Raw genomic sequence first — 22,867 nt, 5'->3', positions numbered from 1 at the left:
CATTTTTATATATGAAAAACAGAATCACACAACTTTTTGGAATACAATATCCCATCATTCAGGCAGGGATGGTCTGGGCCAGTGGTTGGCGCTTGGCCTCGGCGGTTTCCAATGCGGGTGGATTGGGATTGCTGGGATCGGGCAGCATGTATCCCGAAGTACTCCAAGAACACATCGAAAAATGTAAAAAAGCCACGGACAAACCTTTTGGGGTGAATGTTCCCATGCTCTATCCCGATATTGACCGGTTGATGCAAATTATTGTCGACCAAAAGGTCAAGATTGTGTTCACTTCCGCTGGAAACCCCAAAACTTGGACCCCTTTTCTCAAAGAGAAAGGTATTACCGTGGTGCATGTGGTGAGCAGTGTAAAATTTGCATTGAGAGCCCAAGAAGCGGGTGTGGATGCCGTTGTTGCGGAAGGATTTGAAGCAGGCGGACACAATGGAAGGGACGAGACCACCTCTATGGTGTTGATTCCTTCGGTACGGGAGAAAATAAACATTCCCCTGATTGCTGCCGGGGGAATTGCCACGGGAAGGGCCATGTTGGCGGCCATGGTGCTCGGTGCCGATGGCGTTCAGGTGGGAAGTCGGTTTGTGGCCAGCCTTGAGGCTTCTTCCCACGAACATTTTAAGCAATGGGTGGTCAAAGCCCAAGAAGGGGATACCCACCTTACCCTTAAGGAATTGGCTCCGGTTCGACTCCTCAAAAATAAATTTTATCATGATGTGCAAGAAGCCTATGCCAAAGGGGCTACCGTGGAGGAGTTGAAAACGTTATTGGGAAGGGCACGGGCCAAAAAAGGCATGTTTGAAGGTGATATGGATGAAGGCGAATTGGAAATCGGGCAAGTTTCTGGGCTGATCCATGATATTAAACCAGCCGCAGATATTGTTCAAAATCTCATGACAGAGTTCAATTTGGCCAAAAAAGAGGTGCAAGGCCTTTAAAATAGGGGTATTACTCAATAACTTTTCATACATTTAGCCCGCGCAATGAGAACACTAATCCCCACACTACTCCTTTTTGTGCTCGCTCTGCATGGCTATGGTCAGGTTGAGCGGGACAAAGCACTCCATTTTTTGGGTGGTAATCTTTTTGGTCTTGCTGGAGCTGGAATAGCCAAACAAGCATCAGATGGAAATCGGGTCTGGACCTTCGTGGGCTCTGTGGCCGGGAGTGCCTTGATTGGGGTTGCCAAAGAGGCAGTGGATTCGGGACAGCGTGAAAATGGTTGGGACAACGATGATTTGGCCGCAACGGTTTTAGGCGGTGTCACAGTAGGCGTTACCATAGACCTCTTTTCCAAAAAGCGGGATAAAAAAAGACTTCGGGGCAACTACACCCAAAGAGAAGAACAAAAATTTGACTTCAACCCAAAAAAGAATACCGAAGCATTGGTGTTGGAAACCATACCACAGTCCTTACATTCATTGGGTCTTTCTTATGGCTTTCTTCAAAATTAAATTAGCCCCCTGGCCTTTATTTCCAAATATTTATTGATGGTGTTGATGGTCAGGTTTTCCGGTTTGGTCAAAATGGTCTGGATACCATGTTTACGCAATTCGTTTACAATGAGCCTTTTTTCATAAATGAATTTCTCGGCAATGGTCTGCTCAAAGATTTGATGGACCGTATTGGCTTTTCTTTCCGCAAATTCATTCAGCTCGGTATTTTCAAAAAATATGACCACCAATAAATGCTGTTTGGCCATGGCCAACAAGTAGGGGAGTTGCCTGTGCAGGGCATCCAAGGTTTCAAAATTGGTGTATAGCAATAATAAACTCCGTTGGTTGAGGTTACGTTTCACATCAATGTACAGTCGGCTGAAGTCACTTTCAATAAAATTGGTGTCCAGATTGTAGAGTGTTTCCAAAATCAGGTTCATTTGGGAGCTTCTCCGTTCGGCCACCACCCGGTTCTCGATTTTGTTGCTGAAAGAGAACATTCCGGCCTTATCCTGTTTTTTGAGGGCGATGTTGCTGATCACCAAAGTGGCATTGATGGCATAATCCAATAAGCTTAACCCGTTAAAGGGCATTTTCATCACCCGCCCTTTGTCTATCACGGAATAAATGGGCTGTGATTTCTCATCTTGGTACTGGTTGACCATCAACTGGCCTCTTTTAGCGGTGGCCTTCCAATTGATATTTCGGATGTCATCGCCCAAAACGTAATCCTTGATCTGTTCAAACTCCATGGTGTGACCGATACGACGAATTTTTTTCAGACCATATTCGTGTAACCTATTGGTAAAAGCAATCAAATCGTATTTCTGTAATTGCAGGAAAGAGGGGTAGACCGGCACCTCTTGGGCTTGGTCAAACGAATATTTTTTGGCCAAAAAGCCTATGGGTGAAATAGCAAAAATAGTTAAACTTCCGAAGGAATATACACCTCGCTCCGTGGGTCTCAGTTGGTAATCATAAGCTTTGTTGCCTCCACTGGAAATCTTGCTGGTCAGGCCAAAATCCCGCTTTTGGAACTGGAACGGAATCTCATCAATAATTTTCACCGTAACGGGAAAAAGATAGGTATTGGCCAGCTTCAATTGAATGGGGTTGTCATCACCATTGGACATCTTGTCGGGTAAAATCCTACCTCCTTCAATCTTTCCTTTTGAGGCAAACAAAAGAAGAATGTCAACCATCAACAAAAGGAGAAAAACAAAAAACACAACTTTTATGGCACCATACAAAGTCGGCACCATATAGGAAACCAGAAAGCCAATAATGATGGCCATCAGGGCTATAAAGAACCGTTTTTGCAGATATATGGGTCTAAAAAGTCGCCTCACGGATTATCTAGGAATTTCTATACTGTCCACTATTTGATTCACTACCTGTTCCGAAGTCAACCCTTCCATTTCCCGTTCCGGGGTCAGCATAATTCGGTGCCCCAAAACCGGACCGGCCACTTTTTTAATATCATCCGGCGTAATAAAATCCCGACCATTCATGGCGGCCAAAGCCTTTGATGCATCCATAATGGCGATGGAAGCCCTTGGCGATGCCCCCAAATATAGATTGGCATTGGTTCGGGTATTGTCCACAATGGAGGCGATATATTTGAGCAGGTTTTTTTCAACAATGATCTCTTTGATGGTCTTCTGGTAGTCCGCAATCTGTTGACCCGAAAGTAAGCTATTGATCAATTCTTCATCCACTTTATTCTTTTGCTCGTGCTTGCTTTCCAAAATTTGTATTTCTTCTTCCAAAGAAGGATAGTTTACATTGATCTTGAAGAGAAATCGGTCCAATTGAGCTTCGGGCAATCGGTAGGTACCTTCTTGCTCAATGGGGTTTTGGGTGGCAAATACCAAAAAAGGTGGTTTCATGGCATATTCGGTACCATCCATAGTAATTTGTCGTTCCGCCATGGCCTCAAAAAGGGCAGCCTGCGTTTTGGCAGGGGCACGGTTGATTTCATCAATCAGGATAATATTGGAGAACAAGGGCCCTTTCTTGAACTCGAACTCAGAGGTCTTGACATTGAAAACGGATGTTCCCAAAATATCACTGGGCATCAAATCTGGAGTGAACTGGATTCTGCTAAAATCCACATTCATGGTCTTGGCCAATAATTTGGCGGTCACCGTTTTGGCCACACCGGGAACACCTTCAATGAGTGAATGTCCGTTGGCCAAAATGGATACAATCAGCAATTCGATCATATCTTGTTGGCCAATGATCACTTTTCCCAATTCTGATTTTATCTGGGAAACGGCCTCCTGTAGTTGGGTCAGGTCAATCCGGCTGTTGAATTGTAGTGCGTCGTCCTGTTGTTCTTGTTCTTCCATGTGTCACTGCTTAAATGCGGTTATTCTTTTATTGAGTTCTATACTGTCTTGTTCTGTATGGGTGCTTTTGTTCTTTAGGTTCAGGACAAAATCAATCAAATTTTTGGTTTCCCCCACTTCTTTGCCCGCTCTTAAGGCCAAAACTTGAATGGTCTTTTCATCGAGTTGGGAGGTATCAATATGGTACCGATTTCTCAGATACGCCAAAAAATAGTTCAATTTTTTATGGATGAGGTCCGTGTAGTCCTTATTTTGATGGTACAAGGATCCCACCGCTTGGGCAAACTCCACCGAGGAGTTTTTCAAGGGCTCTATAACGGGGATGATGCGTTGCTCCCGTTTTCCTCGGAAAAGGACAAACAACAAAATGCCCAAAACGCCCAGATAGTAGCCCCATTTTAAAGCAGGCTGTGTCAATACAAAGCGCATGGGCGAATTTATGATGATGCGTCCCGATTTTTTGTAATTGTCCCAATACAACAGACCGGTATCCTGCACATAGGAAAAGGTGTGCGCCACATAATCCTGGTTTCCCTTCAGCATATAAAAATTGGAATAGGCCTGTGGGGTACTATTGATGATAAAGTGGCCTTTGCCAAACGGGGTCTTGATGAAATTGGGTCTGGTCACCTTTACTTCAGGTTGATTTTCCAAAAAGCTCTCCTTGGTATAGGTGATTTGGCCCAAAATGGTAGTGTTGGTGGAGTCGATGCTGGTAAAATGGGAGTTGAACATCCCACGAGACAACTTAAACTCCTCGTTATTGAATGTATTGTGGGTCAAGTTCAAGATAGCGGTGCCTTCCTTGAGGTTGTAATCCGAAGCAATGGTGATGTTCAAGGTGTCCAATAAAGGCCAACCAAAACCTGTGGCGGCGATGAAAACCGTATTTCCTTGATCTACATAATCCAAAAGTTGGTTGGTTTCCTGTTTGTCCAGCTCAACATATTCATTGATAAAAATATAGTTTGATGCCATGGTGGTATCCCGGTCTACTAAAACATCGTACACACTTTTTTCAACCGTTTTAATGGAATCATTGGGGAAAATTGTGGGCAATTCATTGTAAAGTACATAACATCCAAAGGGAATTTTATCTGTTGAAGTGTAGGAGGGACTCCAATTAATGGGTTTGGGCCGTACTATTTCAGTGATGATGATACCCACGACCACAGCGGCGAATATTGCAATGACTATTTTAGATCTACGGTCCATGGTCATTGCTGTATTAAATTGTTCAATCGGGTGAAACGGGAACTGGTTTTGGTGTAGCCAATTTCATCAATGGGTTGTTCACCGTACCAGATGTTCTCGTAGAGATAGGAGGCATTTTTAAACTCCTGTTGGAGGTTGTTTTGCTGTATTTCCCGTTCATAATCCACATTGGTCTTCTCAAAATGCCATTCAATGTGGTTCTTTTGGGAAAGCAGTTTCAAGATTTTGAGAAACTGGTACCGGACCGCAAGCCGATAATCCTTATCCTTCAGGGCATCATTCATAAGCGCATCCAAATCTATGGATTCAATATGGTGCTCGGCTAGATCTATGTCGACAATGGATTTGGCTTTTTTGGAGAAAATGGCACTGAATTTTTCATTGATGAACACCCGAACCAATAAGTAAATGACCAAGGCACCCATGAGCGCGTAAATGGTATATTCCAGAATGAGCAAGGTCTGGGGCGAAATGTCCAAACCAAAAGTCTCTCCAAGGCCGTTCAAAACCCATCGGATAAAACGAGCCAAGAGATTGGCGGATTCCCCGGTCTTTACATCATAATTGAAATCCTCGCCTGTGTATTTTTGGCTAAGATCCCCATTGATTTGCCGTTCGGACAAGGTGGAGGCTTCATCAATAGGTATTGAAATGGAATCGTTTTGGGCCAAAGAAAGAGAAGCCCAAAACAAAAGGAATATGGTGGCAATATGCTGGATCACTGCTCGGACTGTCCTATTTGTTCAATTTTACTGCGTGTGTTGAGGTTATAGGTTTTCTCATGCAATGTATAGAAAAGAATCCCATTAATGAATTGTGAAAGGCATTGGGCGTAAACCATGAGGATGAGCAGTGCACAAAGACCCAGGGTGTACACCACCGTGGATACGATACCGCTTACATCCACATTGTTTTCCACTACATGGAACGTATAGATGCCCACAAGGATTGCGGGAATAATCAGGACGATAAACATGAGGAGTCCATTGAGCAGGCCCAAAATAAAATTGACCCCAATTGATTTCCAAAAGTTTTTACTGACCAAATTCCAGCCTTCCCCAAAAGCATCGGTAACGCCCTTGTCCTCACTCAGCATACTAAAAAAGGAAACCCCTATCCAAGCGGTCATAAAAAATTGGATGATGTACTGGGCAAACATCCCCAACAAGGGAATAAAGGCAAAAATTATGGAAACAATAAAAAACAGGCCGTAAATGGGAATCAGCAGTAGGATAAAGACAATGGTATGGCCCAATTTATTTTTGGTTAGGTTCCAGACTTCAGTTTTATCAAAGCCCATGCCTTTATGCTCATCATATTTGATCATATAGGAGGAACTAAGGCTGAAATTTAACCCGGCGACCATTAAAAAAATCAGAAAAAACAGGATACCCCCTGCTATAATATAGATCCAATAGGTATCTTCACCACTTTGTCCTGCGTTGACTCCATATAAACCTGAGTTTTCTGAAATCATCCCCACAAATCCACTGACCAGCAAGTAACTGGTAATCAAAAGACCAATAAGAAATACGCCATTGTAGCTCAAGAAAACATTGGTGAATTTTTTAATGTTTTGCTTTAAAAAATCAAAGTATACCGTAAGAATATCGCCAAAATCGCGATTGATTCTAAGTTCGATGTAGTTGTCCTTCATAAGATCGGTTTAGTAAGATTGGATAAATGATGTAATAATAAATAATCAGGCAAAGTGATCCCCCAATAATCATAAAAGCCAGCCAATCCGGCATAGTGGCATAACGGGTGATGAACCCCTCAATAAACCCGGCAATGATAAAAAATGGAATGGTACTCACCACTACTTTTAGGCCATCTTTGGCCCCTTTCATAAAGGAGACCCGTCTTGAAAATGTCTTGGGAAACAAAATGCTGTTGCCCATAATGAGTCCGGCGCAACCCGCAATGATGATTACCGAAATTTCGATGGTGCCATGCAGCCAAATTTGCCGGTTGGCCTCAAAAAACACCCCTTTCGTATAAAAAAAGGTGATGAATGCCCCCAGCATCACTCCATTGCTGAACAAAATATAGGCCGTGCCAATACTGGTAATCACCCCAAAGGCGAAGGCCAAAAAGGCTACCCGGATATTGTTGATGGTAATTCCCAAAAATGTACCGATCTCACTACCGCTTTTGTAAATGGCCGTTGGCTCACCCTTGGCAATATTGTTCAAGGTCTCGTTTACATAGGCATCCCCCAAGATAAGCCGCACAAATGAGGAATCGTTGAGGGCCGAAATACAGCCAATGGCAGAGGCCACAATGAAAATGAGGAAAGCCACCAATAGCGTCTTGTGGTATTGCTTAAAAAAGAGCGGGAACTCCCGCGCCCAAAATTCAACAATACGGTTTCCCGATTCCTTTTTGTTCCTGTAAATTTTTTGATGCGCCTGCGACGCAAGTGAATTCAAGTACAATAAAGTCTTGCTTTCTGCGTAATACGTCTGTGCGTAGGCCAAATCGTTTGTGAGTTGGATGTAGCCATCCACAAGGGCATCGGGGTCGGTATGGGAGCCCAATGCGATTGCTTTTTCAAATGCAATCCATTTTTCCTTATTTTGTTTCACAAAGGCAGCCTCGCGCATAAGTGGAAATTCGTAAAGTTAAAATTACGGTTATATGGGTAACCTCCAAATCAATACAACGCAAAATGTCAACTTAGATTATAAGATTGTCAGTATTGGTGAACGTATTGTGGCATTTTTGATCGATGGATTCATCTTGTACATGTATGCGTACTTGGCGAACCTTATTGGCGATGCCATTGGGTATATCTATGAAGATACTTGGACCCAACGTGGGTTGGTGGCCCTTATTTTTTTGCCGGCGATGTTTTATTCCCTTTTGATGCATAGCCTTTTCAATGGGCAGACCGTGGGCAAAATGTTGATGAAAATGCGGGTGGTACGTTTGGATGGCACCCCGGTGCATTGGAGCAATCTTTTGGTGCGATGGATGCTGCGACTGGTGGATATCTGGATTTTTTTGGGCTCTATTGGCATTTTGAGCATCCTGTTTTCAGAAAAGAGACAACGGGTGGGTGATGCTGCGGCGGGAACTGTGGTGATCAGCACCAAAAAGAAGACAAAGGTTTCCCATACCATTTTGGAGGAAATCAGCGAGGAATACGTGCCCCAATTCACCAATGTGACCTTGTTGACCGACAAGGATGTGCGGTTGATCAAGGAAACCTTTCATATTGCCAAAAAGAGTGGGGATTTTAAGACCCTGACGGCCCTACGGGTAAAGGTGGAAAGTATTCTTCAGACCAATTCCAAACTTTATGATGTTCCTTTTTTGGATACGGTCTTAAAGGATTATAACTACTACACCCAAAAAATGTAAGTATGCTCTATCAAACCATTGACATTTTGGGGACCGTGGCCTTTGCCATTTCCGGGGTTTTGGTGGCCATGGAAAAACGACTGGATTTATTCGGGGTACTCATTATTGCTTTTGTGACCGCCATTGGAGGTGGAACGCTGCGAGACCTTCTCATTGGAAACACGCCGGTAGGGTGGATGACAGACATCACCTATATGATTACCATTTTCATTGCCGTTGTATTTGCCATCATTTTTGTGAACCAACTCAAATACGTTAGGCGCTCTTTGTTTTTGTTTGATACCATTGGAATCGGACTCTATACCATGGTGGGGGTGGAAAAAGGATTGCAGGCCGAACTGTTGCCCGTTGTATGCATAGCTTTAGGGACCATGACGGCCTGTTTTGGTGGGGTCCTTCGGGATATTCTTTGCAATGAGATTCCGGTGATCTTTAGAAAAGAGATCTATGCCACTGCCTGTATTTTGGGTGGGGCGAGCTATTTTTTGTTCACGGGGGGGCTCTCCATGCGGGAGGATTATGCCTATATCGCCGCCATCTTGGTTGTTATTGTGCTAAGAACCTTGGCCGTTCTTTTTGGGATACGGTTGCCCAATATCTACAAAAGGGAAGCATAATTCCAATACTTTTTGTTTTTTCAGAAGGAGGGCAGATGACAAACATCATCACGCCGGGTTGGTTAATCTATTATTAGCCTTATTAACCCTTCATTAATCTTTTTTACCCTTTTGTTAGCCATAGCTGCTAGATGAACACCCTATTTTCGTCGCAAGTTTAGTCATAAATAAGTAGTGTATTCAAGATAGAGGGCCGTCCTTAATTAGGTCGGCTTTTTTTATCAACCAATCAACCAATCAAAACAAAAAATGAAACCTCAAAGAACACTTTGTCTTATACTTTTTATTGCAGCGTCTTTCTTCGGAATCAAAACCTCAAGCGCACAAGGTTGTGTGGCCATCCGTCATTTTTCATCCTGTGTGGGAAATACGTTGGAGAGTAACCTTTTGGGTCCTGGGGACATTCAAATTGGAAGTAATTACCGTTATTTTAGATCGTTCCGACATTTTAGGGGAACCGAGGAAGAACCCGATAGGGTTGCCAATGGGTCAGAGGTGATCAACCATTCCCATTCATGGGATTTTTTCCTCACCTATGGCATCACTGATAGGTTGTATACCAGTATTACCATTCCAACTGTGATCAATACCCGATCTTCCTTGTACGAGCATGGTCGAGATGAAAGAAATGTTACCTATTCGCGCGGTTTAGCCGATATTCGGGTGGGAGTGGGCTATTGGCTGTTCGATCTTGAAAAGCACCAAAATGGAAATTTGGCTGTTGGGTTGGGGGTTAAGTTGCCCACGGGCAATTGGAATGCTTCCGATATTTTTTACAATGTAGGGCCAGAGGGTGGGCCTCAGGTTCGACCCGTTGACCAGAGCATCCAGCCCGGGGATGGTGGTTTTGGAATTACGTTGGATTTTCAATTCTATCAAAAAATTGCTGAGAAATTGTTTGCCTACGGTGGTGGATTTTATCTGATCAACCCAAGGGAAACCAATGGCACCCGAACCTTTAGGGAAACCTTGAGCCCAATTTTACAGAATGAAGCCATTATGGCCGTTCCCGATCAGTATTCACTGCGTGCCGGGGTGAGCCAAAGTTTTTCCAATACGATTTCTGGTTCGCTGGGAGCACGGTATGAAGGTGTTCCGGTAAAAGACCTTATTGGGGGCAATGAAGGATTTAGAAGACCGGGGAATGTCTTGTCCATTGACCCTGGAATTGCCTTTATAAAGGATAATTTTTCCATCAACTTAAATGTGCCTTTCGCGGTGCGAAGAGAGCGTCCGCAGAGTGTTACCGATAAACAGACTGAGGAAGCTACAGGAAACCCGAGACAAGGGGATGCCGCCTTTGCAGACTACTTGATCAATGTGGGAGTTTCTTTCCGCATCCCCAGCAAAAAGGTGAAAGTGGATCCAGAACTCATGAATGAATTCAGTAATTAATTTAAACACCGTGAAGCAAACCTCCAGAAACAGCCTTTTGGCAATTTCCATAGGTTTGGTCTACTTGTGGTTTGGAATACTGAAGTTTTTTCCAGACCTCAGTCCAGCTGAGGGATTGGCCAAAAGTACAATCCACATTCTTACTTTTGGGCTCATTCCAGATGATTTTGCCATCATACTTTTAGCACTTTGGGAAACATGGATAGGCGTGTTCTTAATCTTCAATTTGGCAAGGAGAACAGTTGCTTTGTTGGCTTTGGTGCATATTATTTTCACCTTTATGCCCTTGGTGTTTTTTCCGGATCAAGTATTCAACGAAGGGCCACTGTATTTAACCTTGTTGGGACAGTATATCATCAAAAATTTAATCATAATCGCAGCATTGCTTTCCTTGCTTAATGTTGATGTGAAATCCATTTCATTTAGATCCAAACCTAATTTTAAACAGGAACATCCTTTATCTACACGCATTTTCAAGTTTGGCGCAACTGATGACGGAAACCACCGAAAGCATTCTAAATAAGTATAATGAAGAGACAAAGATTTCCCCACTTTGCACTACTTTTCTTGTTGACTCTTTTATCCAATTTTTTTGTTTTTTCCCAAACTAAACTCACGGGTAAGGTAATTGATGCCACCGATTTGCAACCCCTCATCGGTGCACAGGTCATCATTCAAGAGGGACAGTTGGGAACCGTCACAGATGATTTTGGATTTTTTGAGGTCACTGCCCCCTATCAAAGAGGAACAGTCACCATAAAATATTTGGGTTATGAGGCAAAAGCGATTGATTTTACATCATCCATCACCAATTTGGGAGTTATTGAACTCGTTAGGGCCAACACCACCTTGGATGAGGTTATTGTGAGTGCCTCACCCCATAATTACAAGACCGATTTCAAGGGAAGTAACTTTAGGATTAACCCCATCACCTTACAAAACATTAATCCCCTGAGTACCGAGGAGGTGCTTCGTACCATTCCCGGAGTGAATATAGTGGGCGATATGGGACTGTCCAACAGGCCCAACATAAGCATAAGGGGGTCTTGGGGCAGACGTTCCAAGAAGGTTTTGTTGATGGAAGACGGAACACCTTCGGCTCCCGCGCCTTACATCGCACCCGGGGCATACTACAACCCGGTGAGCGACCGGATTACTTCCATTGAGGTATACAAAGGAGCGGATTTATTGCGGTATGGTCCCAATAACATGTATGGAGCCGTGAACTATATTACCGCCTTGCCACCCCAAAAACCAACCTTGAGGTTGAAATTGACAGGAGGACAACGAAACTATACATCTGGCCTGTTTTCGTATGGAGGTACCTGGAACAATATGGGAGCCTTGGTGGAAGGTGTCTATAAAAAGTTTGATGGCTTTACGGACAATTCCTCTGTGGAAATCTTGAACCTCAATGCGAAGGTGTTTGCCAAATTATCCAAAGATCAATCCCTCTATTTTAAGGTGAGTGGTCAGTTTGAGGACAATCAGGCCTCTTTGAGTTCACAAACCCCTTTTACTTTTGAGACCGACCCCACACAAAATCCCTTGGATGCCGATCAGTTTACCATGAGAAGGTATGGTGTGGACATCATCCACAAATGGTTGCCCAATGAAAAACTCAGTTTTACCTCAAAAATATATGCTTCGGATTTTGAACGCGATTGGTGGAGACAGGTCACTGCAAAAGTAAGGGCCTCCGAGGTTCAGGATTATGTGGGCGATGCCATTTACAATCAACGGTATGGATACCTGAACGGAAAAACATTTGATGATGAGGAATACGTGATCGTGGGAAGGGTATTGAACGGGCTGGAAAGTACAACGGATAGCCGATGGATATACAAAGTCTCTGGGATTAAGGAAACGGTGAAGGCGGTTTGGGAAGCCTTTGGCGCCCCAAGTGATTTTGAAGCCAGTATAAATTTACACAGGGAAACTTTCAAGGATGTCTTTTTGGAGGCCGAGAATTCACGTTGGGCCAGAAGCGGTGTGACCACCAAGGATCTATGGTATAGATTGTGGTCTGCCAATGGATACATTCGGAATGAATTCAACTTCGGAAAGTTGGGCATAAACCCCATTTTACGGTTTGAACATGTGGATATGTACCGACAAGACCTTATGGACCAAGCACAAGATCCAAACTTAGAAAGCACCTCAGAAGGTAGGGAACCTAACATCTATAATCAATTTTTACCCGGAATTACCATCAATTATAAAAAGGGAAGGGGAGAAATTTTTGGAAGTGTCTATCAGGGTATGATCGCGCCATCAAAAGTGTTCGGGTTTTTAGTGGAGCAGGATGGTGTGGTGACCAATCCTTTGGAAGGACAGAGCATCAATATTGACCCAGAGTTAAGCTGGAACAAGGAATTGGGGTGGCGTGGCAGTTTTTTGAATAATTGTATCAATGGTCAGTTGACCTATTTTCACAATGCGAGCAGAAATTTTTATGCGGGTGGGCGAAATGAGGTGTTTGAAGAATTGGGTAAAATCAATGTGCAGGGTGTGGAATTGGCATTTGATGCCGAATTGTTACAAAATGACGAACACCAACTCCATTTATTGGGGAATGCCACCTATATGCATTCTAAAGTAATGGAAGGCAAATTGGAAGACAAGGACCTTTTCTCACAGGTGATACACAGCTCAGCTACCCAGAACGAGTACATTACCAAAGTAAATGCCCATAGAAATGCTTACGAAATCTATGTGGACGATGGAGGAGGGGAAACCTTGCTTACCGATGAAACCATTGACGCCGGTGATTTTCCCAACATCACCAGAAGTACCATAACTTTTGGGGATCAAGGCATCAAAGATGCCGAAGCACCGTATACTCCAAAAATCAATATGAGCATTGGCCTAAATTATGATTGGAAAAGACTTTCCACAGGGTTTAATGTGCACCACGTGGGTGAGCAGTATACCGAATTCCATAATTTTAAGTCAGAGTCAGCAGATGGTGCTATTGGGCAACTCCCTTCTTTTACTACCCTAGATGCCTTTCTCAACTATGATTTTAGGATAGGGGAAAAGATGGATGCCACCGTTTTTGTCAATGGTAAAAACATAACCGATCAGAAGTACAGGGCCTCAAGATTAAACCGGGCTACTTCAGGTGTATTTGCTGGAGGCTTTCGGCAGATCATTTTTGGGATTAATCTAAAAATGTAAGGATCCCATATAGTTTCCGTGCCTATTATTTAAAAACCTCCTCAAAAAAGTGGGTCATCCGTTGCCAAGAACGATCATTGGCCAATGGGTTGAACATCATTCCTCCATCAGGATCATTGGCATTGGGGTTGGTAAAGGCATGGCCCGTATGTCCAAAAACATCCATTTCCCAGATGGCATTGCGTTCGGTGAGTTCATAGCCCAATGAAACAATGTCTTTTGGAAAAGCCAAAGGGTCTTCCCAACCGTGCATCACCAAAATTTTGGCTTTAATATCGCCTTCATGTTCAATACCTGGCGGGTCAAAAATGCCGTGGAAACAGACGGCACCTTTCACATCGATTCCGGAGCGGGCCAAGTCCAACACACATTTTCCACCGAAACAGAAGCCAATGGCCCCTATTTTTTTTACGTCGGCCATTTCATTTTCTTTTATAGTGTTCACTGCCAGAAGCAATCGGTTCAAGAGTTCTTGGCGGTCTTCCAACATTTCGTTCATCAAGGCTTCGGCCTCATTGGCGTCTTTGGCCCTTCGTCCCTGTCCAAAAACATCGATGGCAAAGGCTAAATAGCCCAATTTTGCCAATTCCTTGGCTTTGTCTTCTTCAAATTGGGATTGTCCCACCCAGGTATGGGAAACCAAAACCACGGGACGTTTGCCTTTAATAGTGTCGTCATAGGAAATTACGCCTTCGTAGGATTGTTGTTTGTCTGAGTAAATGAGTTGTTGAGTTTGTATCATTTTTTGAGTTATTCCATATGGAGTCTAAATTATATTATTTTTTTATTGGTTCACAAAACTTCAACATCAAGAATGTAAACATTTTTTTGGGGCCAGTCCCCGTCTCCAACGGGCACATTGTTTATGGCATCCACTACGTCCATCCCTTCAATGACACGGCCAAAAGGGGTGTAGGAACCATCCAAGTGATACGAACCGGGTTTGGTGACCACAATAAAAAACTCATAGGGTGAGGCCAACTTATGGGGGTTGTCCCTTTCGCTACTGGGCATGGAAATGGTGCCCCGGTGGTGTTTGTAGCCTTTTTTGGCATCGGGAGGAAGCAGATACCTTCCAATATCACCACGTTTTCTCGCTGTTTTTCTATCGTCTGAGTTGCCGCCTTGGATTATAAAATCCTTGACCACGCGGTGGAATTGGGTGCTGTCAAAATAGTTCTGTCGGGCCAAATAGATAAAATTCGCCTTGTGGTAGGGGACATCATCATACAGTTGAACGGTGAAACTCCCCATGGTGGTAGTGATCTTTACTTTGTTTTTTTTGAGCTTTTTGGCATAATCAAAAAAGAAATTGATGGCATTTTCTTCATCCAATACAAAGGTTTCTTCTTCCTGTTCCTCTTCTTCGGAAGGGTCTTTGATGTCTTCTTGCTGTACGGAATCTATTTTAACAGCGGTTTCTTCCTTTTGAACGACTTTCTTTTTTGGTGACTCTCCGCAGGAGACGAAAAAAATTAGTAGTATACTTGTAGTTAAAGCTGATGATCTTAACAACATGAATTTTGATGAATTTTGTGAAATAGCTTTAAAATTAAAAAATCTCCCTCTTCCAGGAGAAGAATCCCACTATAAAATGTCCCCACTGGAGCGGGTACAGTGGATGAAGCAGAACAATATCAAGAAAATAAATCCCAAAAGGGCAGGGGTCATGGCTCTTTTTTATCCTGATGTGTCCATGGAAACCCGATTGCTCCTCATTTTGCGAAAAACGTATGAGGGGGTGCACTCCAACCAAATCGGTTTTCCGGGCGGAAAGGTTGAAAGACAAGACAAGGATTTAATGCACACCGCCCTCCGGGAGACGCATGAAGAAGTAGGTGTGCCACCCACTTCGGTTGAGGTGATTCGGGCTTTGAGCGAGGTGTATATTCCCCCCAGTAATTTTATGGTTCAGCCCTACATGGGAATCTACCCCAATCCCCAACCTTTTGTGCCCCAAGAAGATGAGGTGGAGCAGGTGGTGGAGGCCTATGTGAAGGATTTTTTGGACGATGCCAACCTCATTGAGGAATTGTTGAGCACATCCTATGCAAAAAATATGAACGTACCTGCTTACAAATTAAATGGTTATACTGTTTGGGGTGCCACAGCCATGATGCTGAGCGAAATCAGGGAGCTTTTACGGCAAGTGCTTTGAACGCTATTTTGTAAATTTGCCAACAACAGTTACCCCATGGGCCTATTTAAAACAAATCCTTTCGGTCATATTCTTTTCTTAAAGCGTTGGTTGATCCGTTTTGCCGGTATGATCACCCACCAACGTTATAAAGGATTCAATACGCTTGAAATAGAAGGTTCCCAGATTATTCGGGATTTGCCCGAGACCAATGTGCTCTTTGTGAGCAACCACCAGACCTATTTTGCGGATGTGGTGGCCATGTTCCATGTGTTCAATGCCAGCCTAAAGGGCAGGGATGACAATATCAAGAACTTGGGGTATTTGTGGAAGCCCAAGCTCAATATTTATTATGTGGCGGCAAAGGAGACAATGAAGAAAAGTCTGCTCACCAAGATTTTGGCCTATGCCGGTTCCATAAGTATAGAGCGAACGTGGCGAGCTGGTGGGCAGGAGGTAAACCGACAAGTGAAGTTCAGTGATATCAGCAATATAGCCAAGGCATTGGACGACGGTTGGGTGATTACCTTCCCGCAGGGAACCACAACTCCGTGGAAACCTTTGCGAAAAGGAACGGCGCACATCATAAAAAGATATAAACCCGTGGTTGTTCCTGTGGTGATAGACGGATTTAGGCGTTCTTTTGATAAAAAGGGACTTCGGGTAAAAAAGAAGGGCATTTTGCAGTCCATGCAAATCAAGCCCCCGCTTGATATTGATTACGACAACGAATCCATTGAATCCATTTTGGAAAAACTGGAATATGCCATAGAGCAACATCCATCCTTTTTAAAGGTGATTCCTCAGGAAGAATTGGCGGCCTACGAGGAAGAAAACCAAAAAAGAAGGTATAGTTACCGGGGGGATTAGACTTCCAACTTTTTTAAATCTTTATAATTTTGCCGTAAACGTTTCAAAAGAATTCCGTAGAGCAGTTTGTAGAAGAGCCAGATAAGAACCAAAAACACTGCAATAAAAACTACAGAGAAGGCAATCGTCATTACCCAAAACATGGTGGTGTTGCCATCTTGGGCCGCGGCCTCCATAAGTTTCTCACCTTCGGGACCATACACAAAGGCACCATAAATACTAATAATCATGGATATGGTAAAGATGATCAGGTTGAACCACACGTATTGGGTCACGGTTCTCTTGACACTCAATATTGTTCCCATCAGTTTTTTTGATGAATCGGTGAAGGAGATTTTGCGGTAATTGATGTAGAACTTATAGATGAAGTACAAAATAATCCCATAATTGATGAAATTCAGTACCATGATAAGTCGGTAAATGTGCATGGCCTTGAGTTCCTGCATGGATTCCGCATCGCTGAAAATGATGTTCAACCCGGCCCAAAAAACAAATTCAATGATACTGATGTAAAAAATCCATTTTACGATGGAAGATGATTTTTTCCAGATCATCTTGTAGATTTGATCATAGGACAGTTTGGGAAGGTCGGCTTCCTTTTTCTGCCAGTCTTTTTTTAAAAGTTCCAGTTCATCCACCATAACCTAAGGGTTTAATATGGTTCTTAATTTATTTTTTACCCGATTCATTTTCACTCTGGCATTGACTTCGGTGATACCGAGTGTCTCCGCTATTTCTGAATAATCTTTGTCTTCCAGATAGAGAAAGACCAAGGCTTTGTCAATATCGCCCAATTGCCGCACTGCATCATACATCAATTTTAATTGCTTTTCCTCTGTGTCATCATAGGGGTCGGCCTTAATTTTGTGAACTACCGAGTCATAATCCTGCGTCTGTACCCTTCTTTTTGATTTTCTGTACAAGGTGATGGCCGTGTTCAATGCCACCCGATACATCCATGTACTGAACTTGGATTCCCCCCTAAATTTGGGATAGGCCTTCCACAATTGAATCGTTATTTCCTGAAAGAGATCATTGTGTGAATCCTTGTCGTTGGTATAGAGGCTGCACACCTTGTGAACAATATTCTGATTGTCCTCAAGTTCGGTAACAAAACGATGTTCCAGTTCTTTGTTCAAAGGTTGGTAAGTAGTTTGACTTATATGTAGCTACAAAACGGTTTTTGTTACAGTACCACCAGAAAACCTTTATTTACGGTAATCCAAGGCCGGTGGTCTGTTGCCCAATAAGGGGATGTATTTAAAGTCTTTGCCCCGGCGTTCTTCAAGTTCTGCCTTTGCTTCTTTTACGGTTTCGGGATTCTTGAAAATATCCATGGCGGTGAGGGTCAAGGTTTTTGCGGCCACCATCATTCCCTTTGTACCAATGGATGTCCCGCCAGCGGCAACGGCCTGCCAGCTGTGTGCCGGTGTGCCGGGAACCCAGGTTGCCGTTCCCAAACCAGCGGTGGGTACGGTGTAGCTTACATCGCCCACATCGGTGGAACCGTAGGCCCGGGCTTCTTCTTGGTAAGGTTGTATGTTCTCTGCGTTTCCCATGTCCAAGGTTTCGGACCCCAAGGTTTTGGATATTTTTTCCGCAAATGCTTTTTCTTCGTCAGTGTAGGTTACGCCCCCAACTTTGGTCAAGTTATCAAACATGATTTTTTGAAGGGTCAGGTTGGGCAAGAGTTCGTGTGTTCCCCCGATCATTTCGTAATCCATGGTGGTTCCTGTGCCCAAGGCAGCCCCTTCGGCGGCTTTTACGATGCGGTCAAAAATATCAATGACCACGTCCCTTTTTCCATGTCTTGAATAGTAATATACTTCAGCAAAATCTGGAACCACATTGGGTGCTTTTCCCCCATCGGTGATCACATAATGGATTCTGGCATCCTGCGGAATGTGTTCACGCATCATATTGACCATGGCATTCATGGCCTCAACGCCGTCCAAGGCAGAGCGACCTCTTTCCGGTGCCCCGGCAGCATGTGCAGAAATGCCATAAAACCGAAATTTGGCAGATTTATTGGCCAACGCTGCTCCGGCACTGGCTTCATTTTCTGCGCCTGGATGCCAATGCAAAGCTACATCCACATCGTTGAAGACCCCTTCACGGACCATATAAACCTTTCCGGAACCACCTTCTTCGGCTGGACAACCATAAAAACGAATGGTTCCCTGTATTTTGTTGGAGGTTAGCCAATCTTTTACGGCTATGGCTGCCGCTGTGGACGCCGTGCCAAAAAGATGGTGCCCACAAGCATGTCCAGCTGCTTTATTGGCCGATTTTTTCTCGGGAACGGCTTGTTGGGACAATCCGGGAAGTGCATCATACTCCCCTAAAATGGCAATCACCGGAGATCCTGACCCATATTCGGCCTTGAAAGCAGTGGGAATGCCCGCTATGCCTTTTTCAATCGTGAAACCGGCATCGGAAAGGGTTTCTTGCAGGAGGGCAGCGCTTTTTTCTTCTTGGTAACCCATTTCGGAAAGTCCCCAAATCTCATGGGCAATGTCGCCATATTTCTGGGTTTTGGAAGTTAAATCTTCAAGGACTTTTTTTTCATCTTTTTGGGAAAAGACAGTAGTTGCGGAAAGAATGAGTGCAATACTGATCGGGAGAAATTTTTTCATTGTATGGAGTTTTGAGTCAGGCGTTAAAGATACTAAAAAACCCATCTAAATATGGCATAGCCAACATGGGAATGCTTAATTTTGCAGGCATGTCAACCATGAATATTCCGCAAACAAGCTACCCTCGGGTAGTGATCATTGGAGGTGGTTTTGGAGGAATCGCCTTAGCCAAGAAGCTCAGTAAAAAAGAAATGCAGGTAGTGCTTTTGGATAAGCACAACTACCATAACTTTCAACCCTTGTTGTATCAAGTTTCAACAGGTGGATTGGAACCGGATTCCATTGCCTATCCGATCAGAAAAGTGCTTCAGGGGTATCCCAATTTTTTCTTCCGATTGGCCAAGGTGGTAAGTATTGACACCAAAGTTAGACAGGTGAACACCAACATTGGTGAGATCAATTACGATTATTTGGTTGTTGCAGCAGGGTCGGAGACCAATTTCTTCGGAAACAAAAATATTGAGACCAAGGGCATGGCCATGAAGACCATTCCACAATCGTTGAATCTGAGGAGCCTTATTTTGGAAAATTTTGAGCAGGCACTCCTTACCGACGACCTTCATGAACGTGATGCGCTCATGAACTTTGTAATTGTGGGTGGCGGACCTACCGGTGTGGAGCTGGCCGGTGCCTTGGCGGAAATAAAAAAGGGAATATTGCCCAAGGATTATCCCGATCTGGACACCAGAAGGGCACAGATAAACCTGGTGCAGGGTGGAGACCGTATTCTTCCCGAAATGAGCGAAGTGGCCTCCCAAAAGGCCGAACGTTTTTTGGAAGACTTGGGGGTGAACGTCTGGAAGAACATCAGGGTTATGGATTATGACGGCAATCACGTTACCACAGATACCAGCACCTCTTTTGAAACGGCAACATTGGTATGGGCAGCTGGAGTGCAAGCGGTTTCAATTAAAGGCTTGGATGGAAAGGAATTTCTGTGCAGAGGGAATCGGTTGAGAGTGAACCAGTTCCATCAAGTTGATGGGTTCACGGAGATCTTCGCCATTGGGGATGTGGCCCAAATGGAAACCGAGACCTTTCCCCATGGCCATCCCATGATGGCACAACCTGCTATTCAACAGGGTAGAAGTCTTGGCGATAACTTGGTGCGATTGGTGGAAGGCCTGCCTATGAAACCATTTGTCTACAAGGATAAAGGCAGTATGGCCACCGTTGGCCGGAACAAGGCCGTGGTGGATATGAAAAGGGTAAAATTCCAAGGGGTGTTTGCTTGGTTTGTATGGATGTTTGTACACCTGTACTTCTTGATCGGTTTTAGAAATAGGGTAGTGGTGTTCATCAATTGGGTGTACAATTACATTCGTTTTGATCGTGAGGCCCGTTTGATCATTCGGCCTTATAAAAAGCAGAACCAAGTCTCCAAAAATCAATTGAATAAGGATTGATGGTATTACATTCTCATTTCCTAGGATGAAATTCGTTTAAAACCTGGGTCAAATGCACCCGGTTTACATGCATATAGACCTCGGTGGTGGTAATGCTTTCATGCCCCAACATCTGTTGTATGGCCCGCAGGTCGGCCCCATTTTCCAAAAGATGCGTGGCAAAGGAATGCCGGAATGTATGCGGGCTGATATTTTTTTTCAAACCAATGTATTCCGCCAAGCGTTTAATAATGGTGAAGATCATGGCTCGGGTGAGCTGTTTTCCCCTTCGGTTCAAAAAAACAAAATCTTCATGCTCTTTTTGAATGGGTAAATGTAGCCGCACCTCATTGCGATAGATGTTGATGTATTTTTGGTTGATGCTGCTGATGGGTACAAATCGTTGTTTGTTCCCCTTGCCCGTAACTTTTATAAAATCTTCATCAAAATATAGGTCGGACAACTTTAAGTTGACCAATTCTGACACGCGAAGCCCGCAGCCATACAAGGTCTCCAAGATGGCACGGTTGCGTTCCCCTTCGGGTTTGGACAGGTCAATGGCCGAAATGAGCCCGTTTATTTCTTCAACGGACAAGGTATCGGGCAACTTTCTCCCAATTTTTGGGGTCTCGATCAAATCCATGGGATTGTCGGAGCGATAATCCTCAAAAACCAAATAATTAAAAAATCCTTTCAAGCCAGAAATAATACGGGCCTGTGATCTTGGATTCACGGTTTTGGCCACATCGTAAATGAACTGCTGTACAGTTTCCTGATCAATTTGGATTGGGGATTCAGTAATGCTGTGTTCGTTGAGGTACTCCATCAACTTTTGCAGGTCCAGACCATAGTTTGAAATGGAATTTGAACTGAGTCCCCGCTCAATTTTCAGATAGTTTTTATAATCCTGTAGTGCTTGGTGCCAGTTCATGGTTTAAAGATAGCGACAATAATTTTTGAATGCTTTGCCCTTTTTCACCGATTGGTCAACTGATATGGCTTTTTGGTCAATTTATAGTGGGAATGAAAGAAGGGTTTAAATACATTCGTCACTTGTGTGAAAGTAGGTTTTTAACATTTGCGAATACTATATCCATTGAAGACCCGTTTAAGTGTTTAGCAAATTTTAACAAATATGAACAAGACATTTTTATTGGCAACCGCAGCAATGCTTGCCATTAGTTTTTCGACAATGGCCCAATATGTGGACCGTACAAGTTTTAAAGCAGGTTTAAACGCGGGTCTTCCTGTTGGAGATGCTGGAGATGCTTCCAGTTTTAGCCTTGGTTTGGATTTGGCCTACCACATTGGGGCCTCCGAACTGTTGGATGTAGGTTTTGCAACTGGGTTTATCCATGCTTTTGGGGATACCACCTCCCTTTCGGGCGGAGCAGTTACCGTGGAGTATGAGGACTTTCAATTTTTGCCGGTAGCAGGTTCTCTTCGGATATACCCAACCTATGATTTTAAATTGGGAGCCGATGTAGGCTATGCCGTTGGATTTAATGAACTGAACGAAGGCGGGTTCTATCTAAGGCCCATAATTGGTTACAACATTACCGGAAATACGGAATTGAATGTCTCCTATGTCAATATTAGTAATGACTGGAGTTTTTCAATTGCAACCTTGGGAATTTTGTTTTTGTTCTGATTTGGAACCTATGACCGCGGTTGCTTGGAAATAAATTAGATGTGAACTATAAAAATTGAATTATGAATTAATAAAACAAACTGTTGATAACCCCAAATCCTATAACAGTTTTTAGAACATGAATTATTAACCAATAAATACTTAAAAATGAAAAAATTACTATTTGTTTTTACGCTTGTGCTTCTATGTTCTGTATCCATCAAAGCCCAGACCAGCTATAAGGCAGCGTTGGGGCTGGGTGTGGACACGGCGGTTGAAGATGCCACCTTTGTTGGTGCCACAGGAAAGTTCTTTTTCTCTAGCAATCATGTGGGGCAGGCAGATTTGGGTTTTGAAGACAATGCAACCATAATTACGGCATTGTATTCGTACCACAAGCAATTTAGAGGAGCCAGAGGACTGCGATGGTATGTGGGTATAGGGCCCAGTATCATCCTTATCGAGGATTTTGACAATATTTTTGCGTTACGTCCCCATGGTGGATTGGATTTCAAAATAAACGGAGCACCCATTGTCATTAATTTTGATTGGAGGCCTTCCATCATTCTTAGCGACGGGCCGGACAATCATGTAGCTGCCTTTGGATTGGGCATTCAGTTTGCCTTTAATTGAT

General features: G+C 43.7%; 24 protein-coding genes. 12 read left to right on the top strand and 12 right to left on the bottom strand.

Annotated features, from left to right (window positions below; translation table 11 throughout):
• The first annotated feature begins 11 nt into the window (after positions 1 to 11).
• The gene (locus A7D14_RS16855) at positions 12 to 953 is read left to right on the top strand and encodes an NAD(P)H-dependent flavin oxidoreductase (protein WP_067037241.1); all 942 of its coding nucleotides are present in this window, start codon (positions 12 to 14) and stop codon (positions 951 to 953) included.
• Between the two features lie 45 nt (positions 954 to 998).
• Positions 999 to 1,469 carry a hypothetical protein gene (locus tag A7D14_RS16850; RefSeq protein ID WP_067037239.1) on the top strand — a complete coding sequence of 157 codons (471 nt, stop codon included), beginning with the start codon at positions 999 to 1,001 and terminating at the stop codon, positions 1,467 to 1,469.
• On the opposite strand, the gene A7D14_RS16845 is transcribed toward A7D14_RS16850, so the two are convergent.
• From A7D14_RS16845 to A7D14_RS16820, 6 genes are read right to left on the bottom strand one after another with little or no spacing between them, the layout of a single operon-like run.
• The gene (locus tag A7D14_RS16845) at positions 1,466 to 2,800 is read right to left on the bottom strand and encodes a DUF58 domain-containing protein (RefSeq protein WP_255307483.1); all 1,335 of its coding nucleotides are present in this window, start codon (positions 2,798 to 2,800) and stop codon (positions 1,466 to 1,468) included. The two genes, A7D14_RS16850 and A7D14_RS16845, sit on opposite strands and share 4 nt — an antisense overlap.
• A gap of 3 nt (positions 2,801 to 2,803) precedes the next feature.
• Complete coding sequence (locus tag A7D14_RS16840) at positions 2,804 to 3,802, bottom strand: AAA family ATPase (RefSeq protein ID WP_067037235.1); 999 nt, start codon at positions 3,800 to 3,802, stop codon at positions 2,804 to 2,806.
• 3 nt (positions 3,803 to 3,805) lie between these two features.
• Positions 3,806 to 5,017 (bottom strand): DUF4350 domain-containing protein, encoded by a 1,212-nt coding sequence (locus A7D14_RS16835; RefSeq protein WP_176712442.1) that lies wholly within the window; start codon positions 5,015 to 5,017, stop codon positions 3,806 to 3,808.
• A 2-nt stretch (positions 5,018 to 5,019) separates the two neighbouring features.
• Positions 5,020 to 5,739, bottom strand: coding sequence for a hypothetical protein (locus A7D14_RS16830; RefSeq protein WP_067037228.1), 720 nt, complete (start codon positions 5,737 to 5,739; stop codon positions 5,020 to 5,022).
• The gene (locus A7D14_RS16825; protein WP_067037226.1) at positions 5,736 to 6,674 is read right to left on the bottom strand and encodes a hypothetical protein; all 939 of its coding nucleotides are present in this window, start codon (positions 6,672 to 6,674) and stop codon (positions 5,736 to 5,738) included. The genes A7D14_RS16830 and A7D14_RS16825 overlap by 4 nt, the downstream gene beginning before the upstream one ends.
• On the bottom strand, positions 6,649 to 7,623 hold the full coding sequence (locus A7D14_RS16820) for a stage II sporulation protein M (protein WP_067037223.1): 975 nt from the start codon (positions 7,621 to 7,623) through the stop codon (positions 6,649 to 6,651). Before A7D14_RS16820 ends, A7D14_RS16825 begins: the two co-directional genes overlap by 26 nt.
• Before the next feature lie 34 nt (positions 7,624 to 7,657).
• On the opposite strand from A7D14_RS16820, the gene A7D14_RS16815 reads away from it, so the two are divergent.
• The 5 genes from A7D14_RS16815 to A7D14_RS16795 all read left to right on the top strand — a co-directional run bounded on the left by A7D14_RS16815 (position 7,658) and on the right by A7D14_RS16795 (position 13,575).
• The gene (locus A7D14_RS16815) at positions 7,658 to 8,383 is read left to right on the top strand and encodes an RDD family protein (protein WP_067037221.1); all 726 of its coding nucleotides are present in this window, start codon (positions 7,658 to 7,660) and stop codon (positions 8,381 to 8,383) included.
• Between the two features lie 2 nt (positions 8,384 to 8,385).
• Positions 8,386 to 9,000, top strand: coding sequence for a trimeric intracellular cation channel family protein (locus tag A7D14_RS16810; RefSeq protein ID WP_067037220.1), 615 nt, complete (start codon positions 8,386 to 8,388; stop codon positions 8,998 to 9,000).
• Between the two features lie 249 nt (positions 9,001 to 9,249).
• The gene (locus tag A7D14_RS16805; protein ID WP_067037219.1) at positions 9,250 to 10,395 is read left to right on the top strand and encodes a protein involved in meta-pathway of phenol degradation; all 1,146 of its coding nucleotides are present in this window, start codon (positions 9,250 to 9,252) and stop codon (positions 10,393 to 10,395) included.
• Positions 10,379 to 10,918, top strand: coding sequence for a DoxX family protein (locus A7D14_RS16800; protein WP_083158141.1), 540 nt, complete (start codon positions 10,379 to 10,381; stop codon positions 10,916 to 10,918). Before A7D14_RS16805 ends, A7D14_RS16800 begins: the two co-directional genes overlap by 17 nt.
• A 5-nt stretch (positions 10,919 to 10,923) precedes the next feature.
• Complete coding sequence (locus tag A7D14_RS16795; RefSeq protein WP_083158140.1) at positions 10,924 to 13,575, top strand: TonB-dependent receptor; 2,652 nt, start codon at positions 10,924 to 10,926, stop codon at positions 13,573 to 13,575.
• 25 nt (positions 13,576 to 13,600) lie between these two features.
• Here the strand turns inward: A7D14_RS16795 and A7D14_RS16790 are convergent, their stop codons facing one another.
• Together A7D14_RS16790 and A7D14_RS16785 are read right to left on the bottom strand one after the other, a co-directional pair.
• Positions 13,601 to 14,317 carry a dienelactone hydrolase family protein gene (locus A7D14_RS16790; RefSeq protein WP_067037213.1) on the bottom strand — a complete coding sequence of 239 codons (717 nt, stop codon included), beginning with the start codon at positions 14,315 to 14,317 and terminating at the stop codon, positions 13,601 to 13,603.
• 50 nt (positions 14,318 to 14,367) lie between these two features.
• A complete protein-coding gene (locus A7D14_RS16785; protein ID WP_067037211.1) occupies positions 14,368 to 15,093 on the bottom strand; it encodes a peptidylprolyl isomerase in 726 nt (241 codons plus the stop codon).
• Here A7D14_RS16785 and A7D14_RS16780 point away from each other — a divergent pair.
• Positions 15,092 to 15,733, top strand: a complete 642-nt coding sequence (locus A7D14_RS16780) for an NUDIX hydrolase (protein ID WP_067037209.1) — start codon at positions 15,092 to 15,094, stop codon at positions 15,731 to 15,733. The two genes, A7D14_RS16785 and A7D14_RS16780, sit on opposite strands and share 2 nt — an antisense overlap.
• A 36-nt stretch (positions 15,734 to 15,769) precedes the next feature.
• A complete protein-coding gene (locus tag A7D14_RS16775; RefSeq protein ID WP_067037207.1) occupies positions 15,770 to 16,582 on the top strand; it encodes a lysophospholipid acyltransferase family protein in 813 nt (270 codons plus the stop codon).
• Here the strand turns inward: A7D14_RS16775 and A7D14_RS16770 are convergent.
• The 3 genes from A7D14_RS16770 to A7D14_RS16760 all read right to left on the bottom strand — a co-directional run bounded on the left by A7D14_RS16770 (position 16,579) and on the right by A7D14_RS16760 (position 19,218).
• Positions 16,579 to 17,223 (bottom strand): hypothetical protein, encoded by a 645-nt coding sequence (locus tag A7D14_RS16770; protein ID WP_083158139.1) that lies wholly within the window; start codon positions 17,221 to 17,223, stop codon positions 16,579 to 16,581. The genes A7D14_RS16775 and A7D14_RS16770 overlap by 4 nt on opposite strands.
• A 3-nt stretch (positions 17,224 to 17,226) precedes the next feature.
• Positions 17,227 to 17,721, bottom strand: a complete 495-nt coding sequence (locus tag A7D14_RS16765; RefSeq protein ID WP_067037205.1) for an RNA polymerase sigma factor — start codon at positions 17,719 to 17,721, stop codon at positions 17,227 to 17,229.
• A 69-nt stretch (positions 17,722 to 17,790) separates the two neighbouring features.
• The gene (locus A7D14_RS16760; protein ID WP_067037204.1) at positions 17,791 to 19,218 is read right to left on the bottom strand and encodes an amidohydrolase; all 1,428 of its coding nucleotides are present in this window, start codon (positions 19,216 to 19,218) and stop codon (positions 17,791 to 17,793) included.
• A gap of 98 nt (positions 19,219 to 19,316) precedes the next feature.
• On the opposite strand from A7D14_RS16760, the gene A7D14_RS16755 reads away from it, so the two are divergent.
• Positions 19,317 to 20,624, top strand: a complete 1,308-nt coding sequence (locus A7D14_RS16755) for an NAD(P)/FAD-dependent oxidoreductase (RefSeq protein ID WP_067037268.1) — start codon at positions 19,317 to 19,319, stop codon at positions 20,622 to 20,624.
• A 13-nt stretch (positions 20,625 to 20,637) separates the two neighbouring features.
• On the opposite strand, the gene xerD is transcribed toward A7D14_RS16755, so the two are convergent.
• Positions 20,638 to 21,534: a site-specific tyrosine recombinase XerD gene (gene xerD / locus A7D14_RS16750; protein WP_067037203.1), complete on the bottom strand. Its 897-nt coding sequence runs from the start codon at positions 21,532 to 21,534 to the stop codon at positions 20,638 to 20,640.
• Positions 21,535 to 21,738: 204 nt separating this feature from the next.
• Here xerD and A7D14_RS16745 point away from each other — a divergent pair, with 204 nt between their 5' ends.
• Both A7D14_RS16745 and A7D14_RS16740 read left to right on the top strand, forming a co-directional pair.
• Entirely contained in the window at positions 21,739 to 22,254 is a 516-nt protein-coding gene (locus A7D14_RS16745) for a hypothetical protein (RefSeq protein WP_067037201.1), read from the top strand.
• A 147-nt stretch (positions 22,255 to 22,401) separates the two neighbouring features.
• Positions 22,402 to 22,866 (top strand): hypothetical protein, encoded by a 465-nt coding sequence (locus A7D14_RS16740; protein WP_067037199.1) that lies wholly within the window; start codon positions 22,402 to 22,404, stop codon positions 22,864 to 22,866.
• The last annotated feature ends 1 nt before the right edge of the window (position 22,867 follow it).

The organism is Allomuricauda sp. CP2A (assembly GCF_001683915.1).
GTDB lineage: Bacteria > Bacteroidota > Bacteroidia > Flavobacteriales > Flavobacteriaceae > Flagellimonas.
This window is presented reverse-complemented; position numbering and strand designations above follow the sequence as displayed.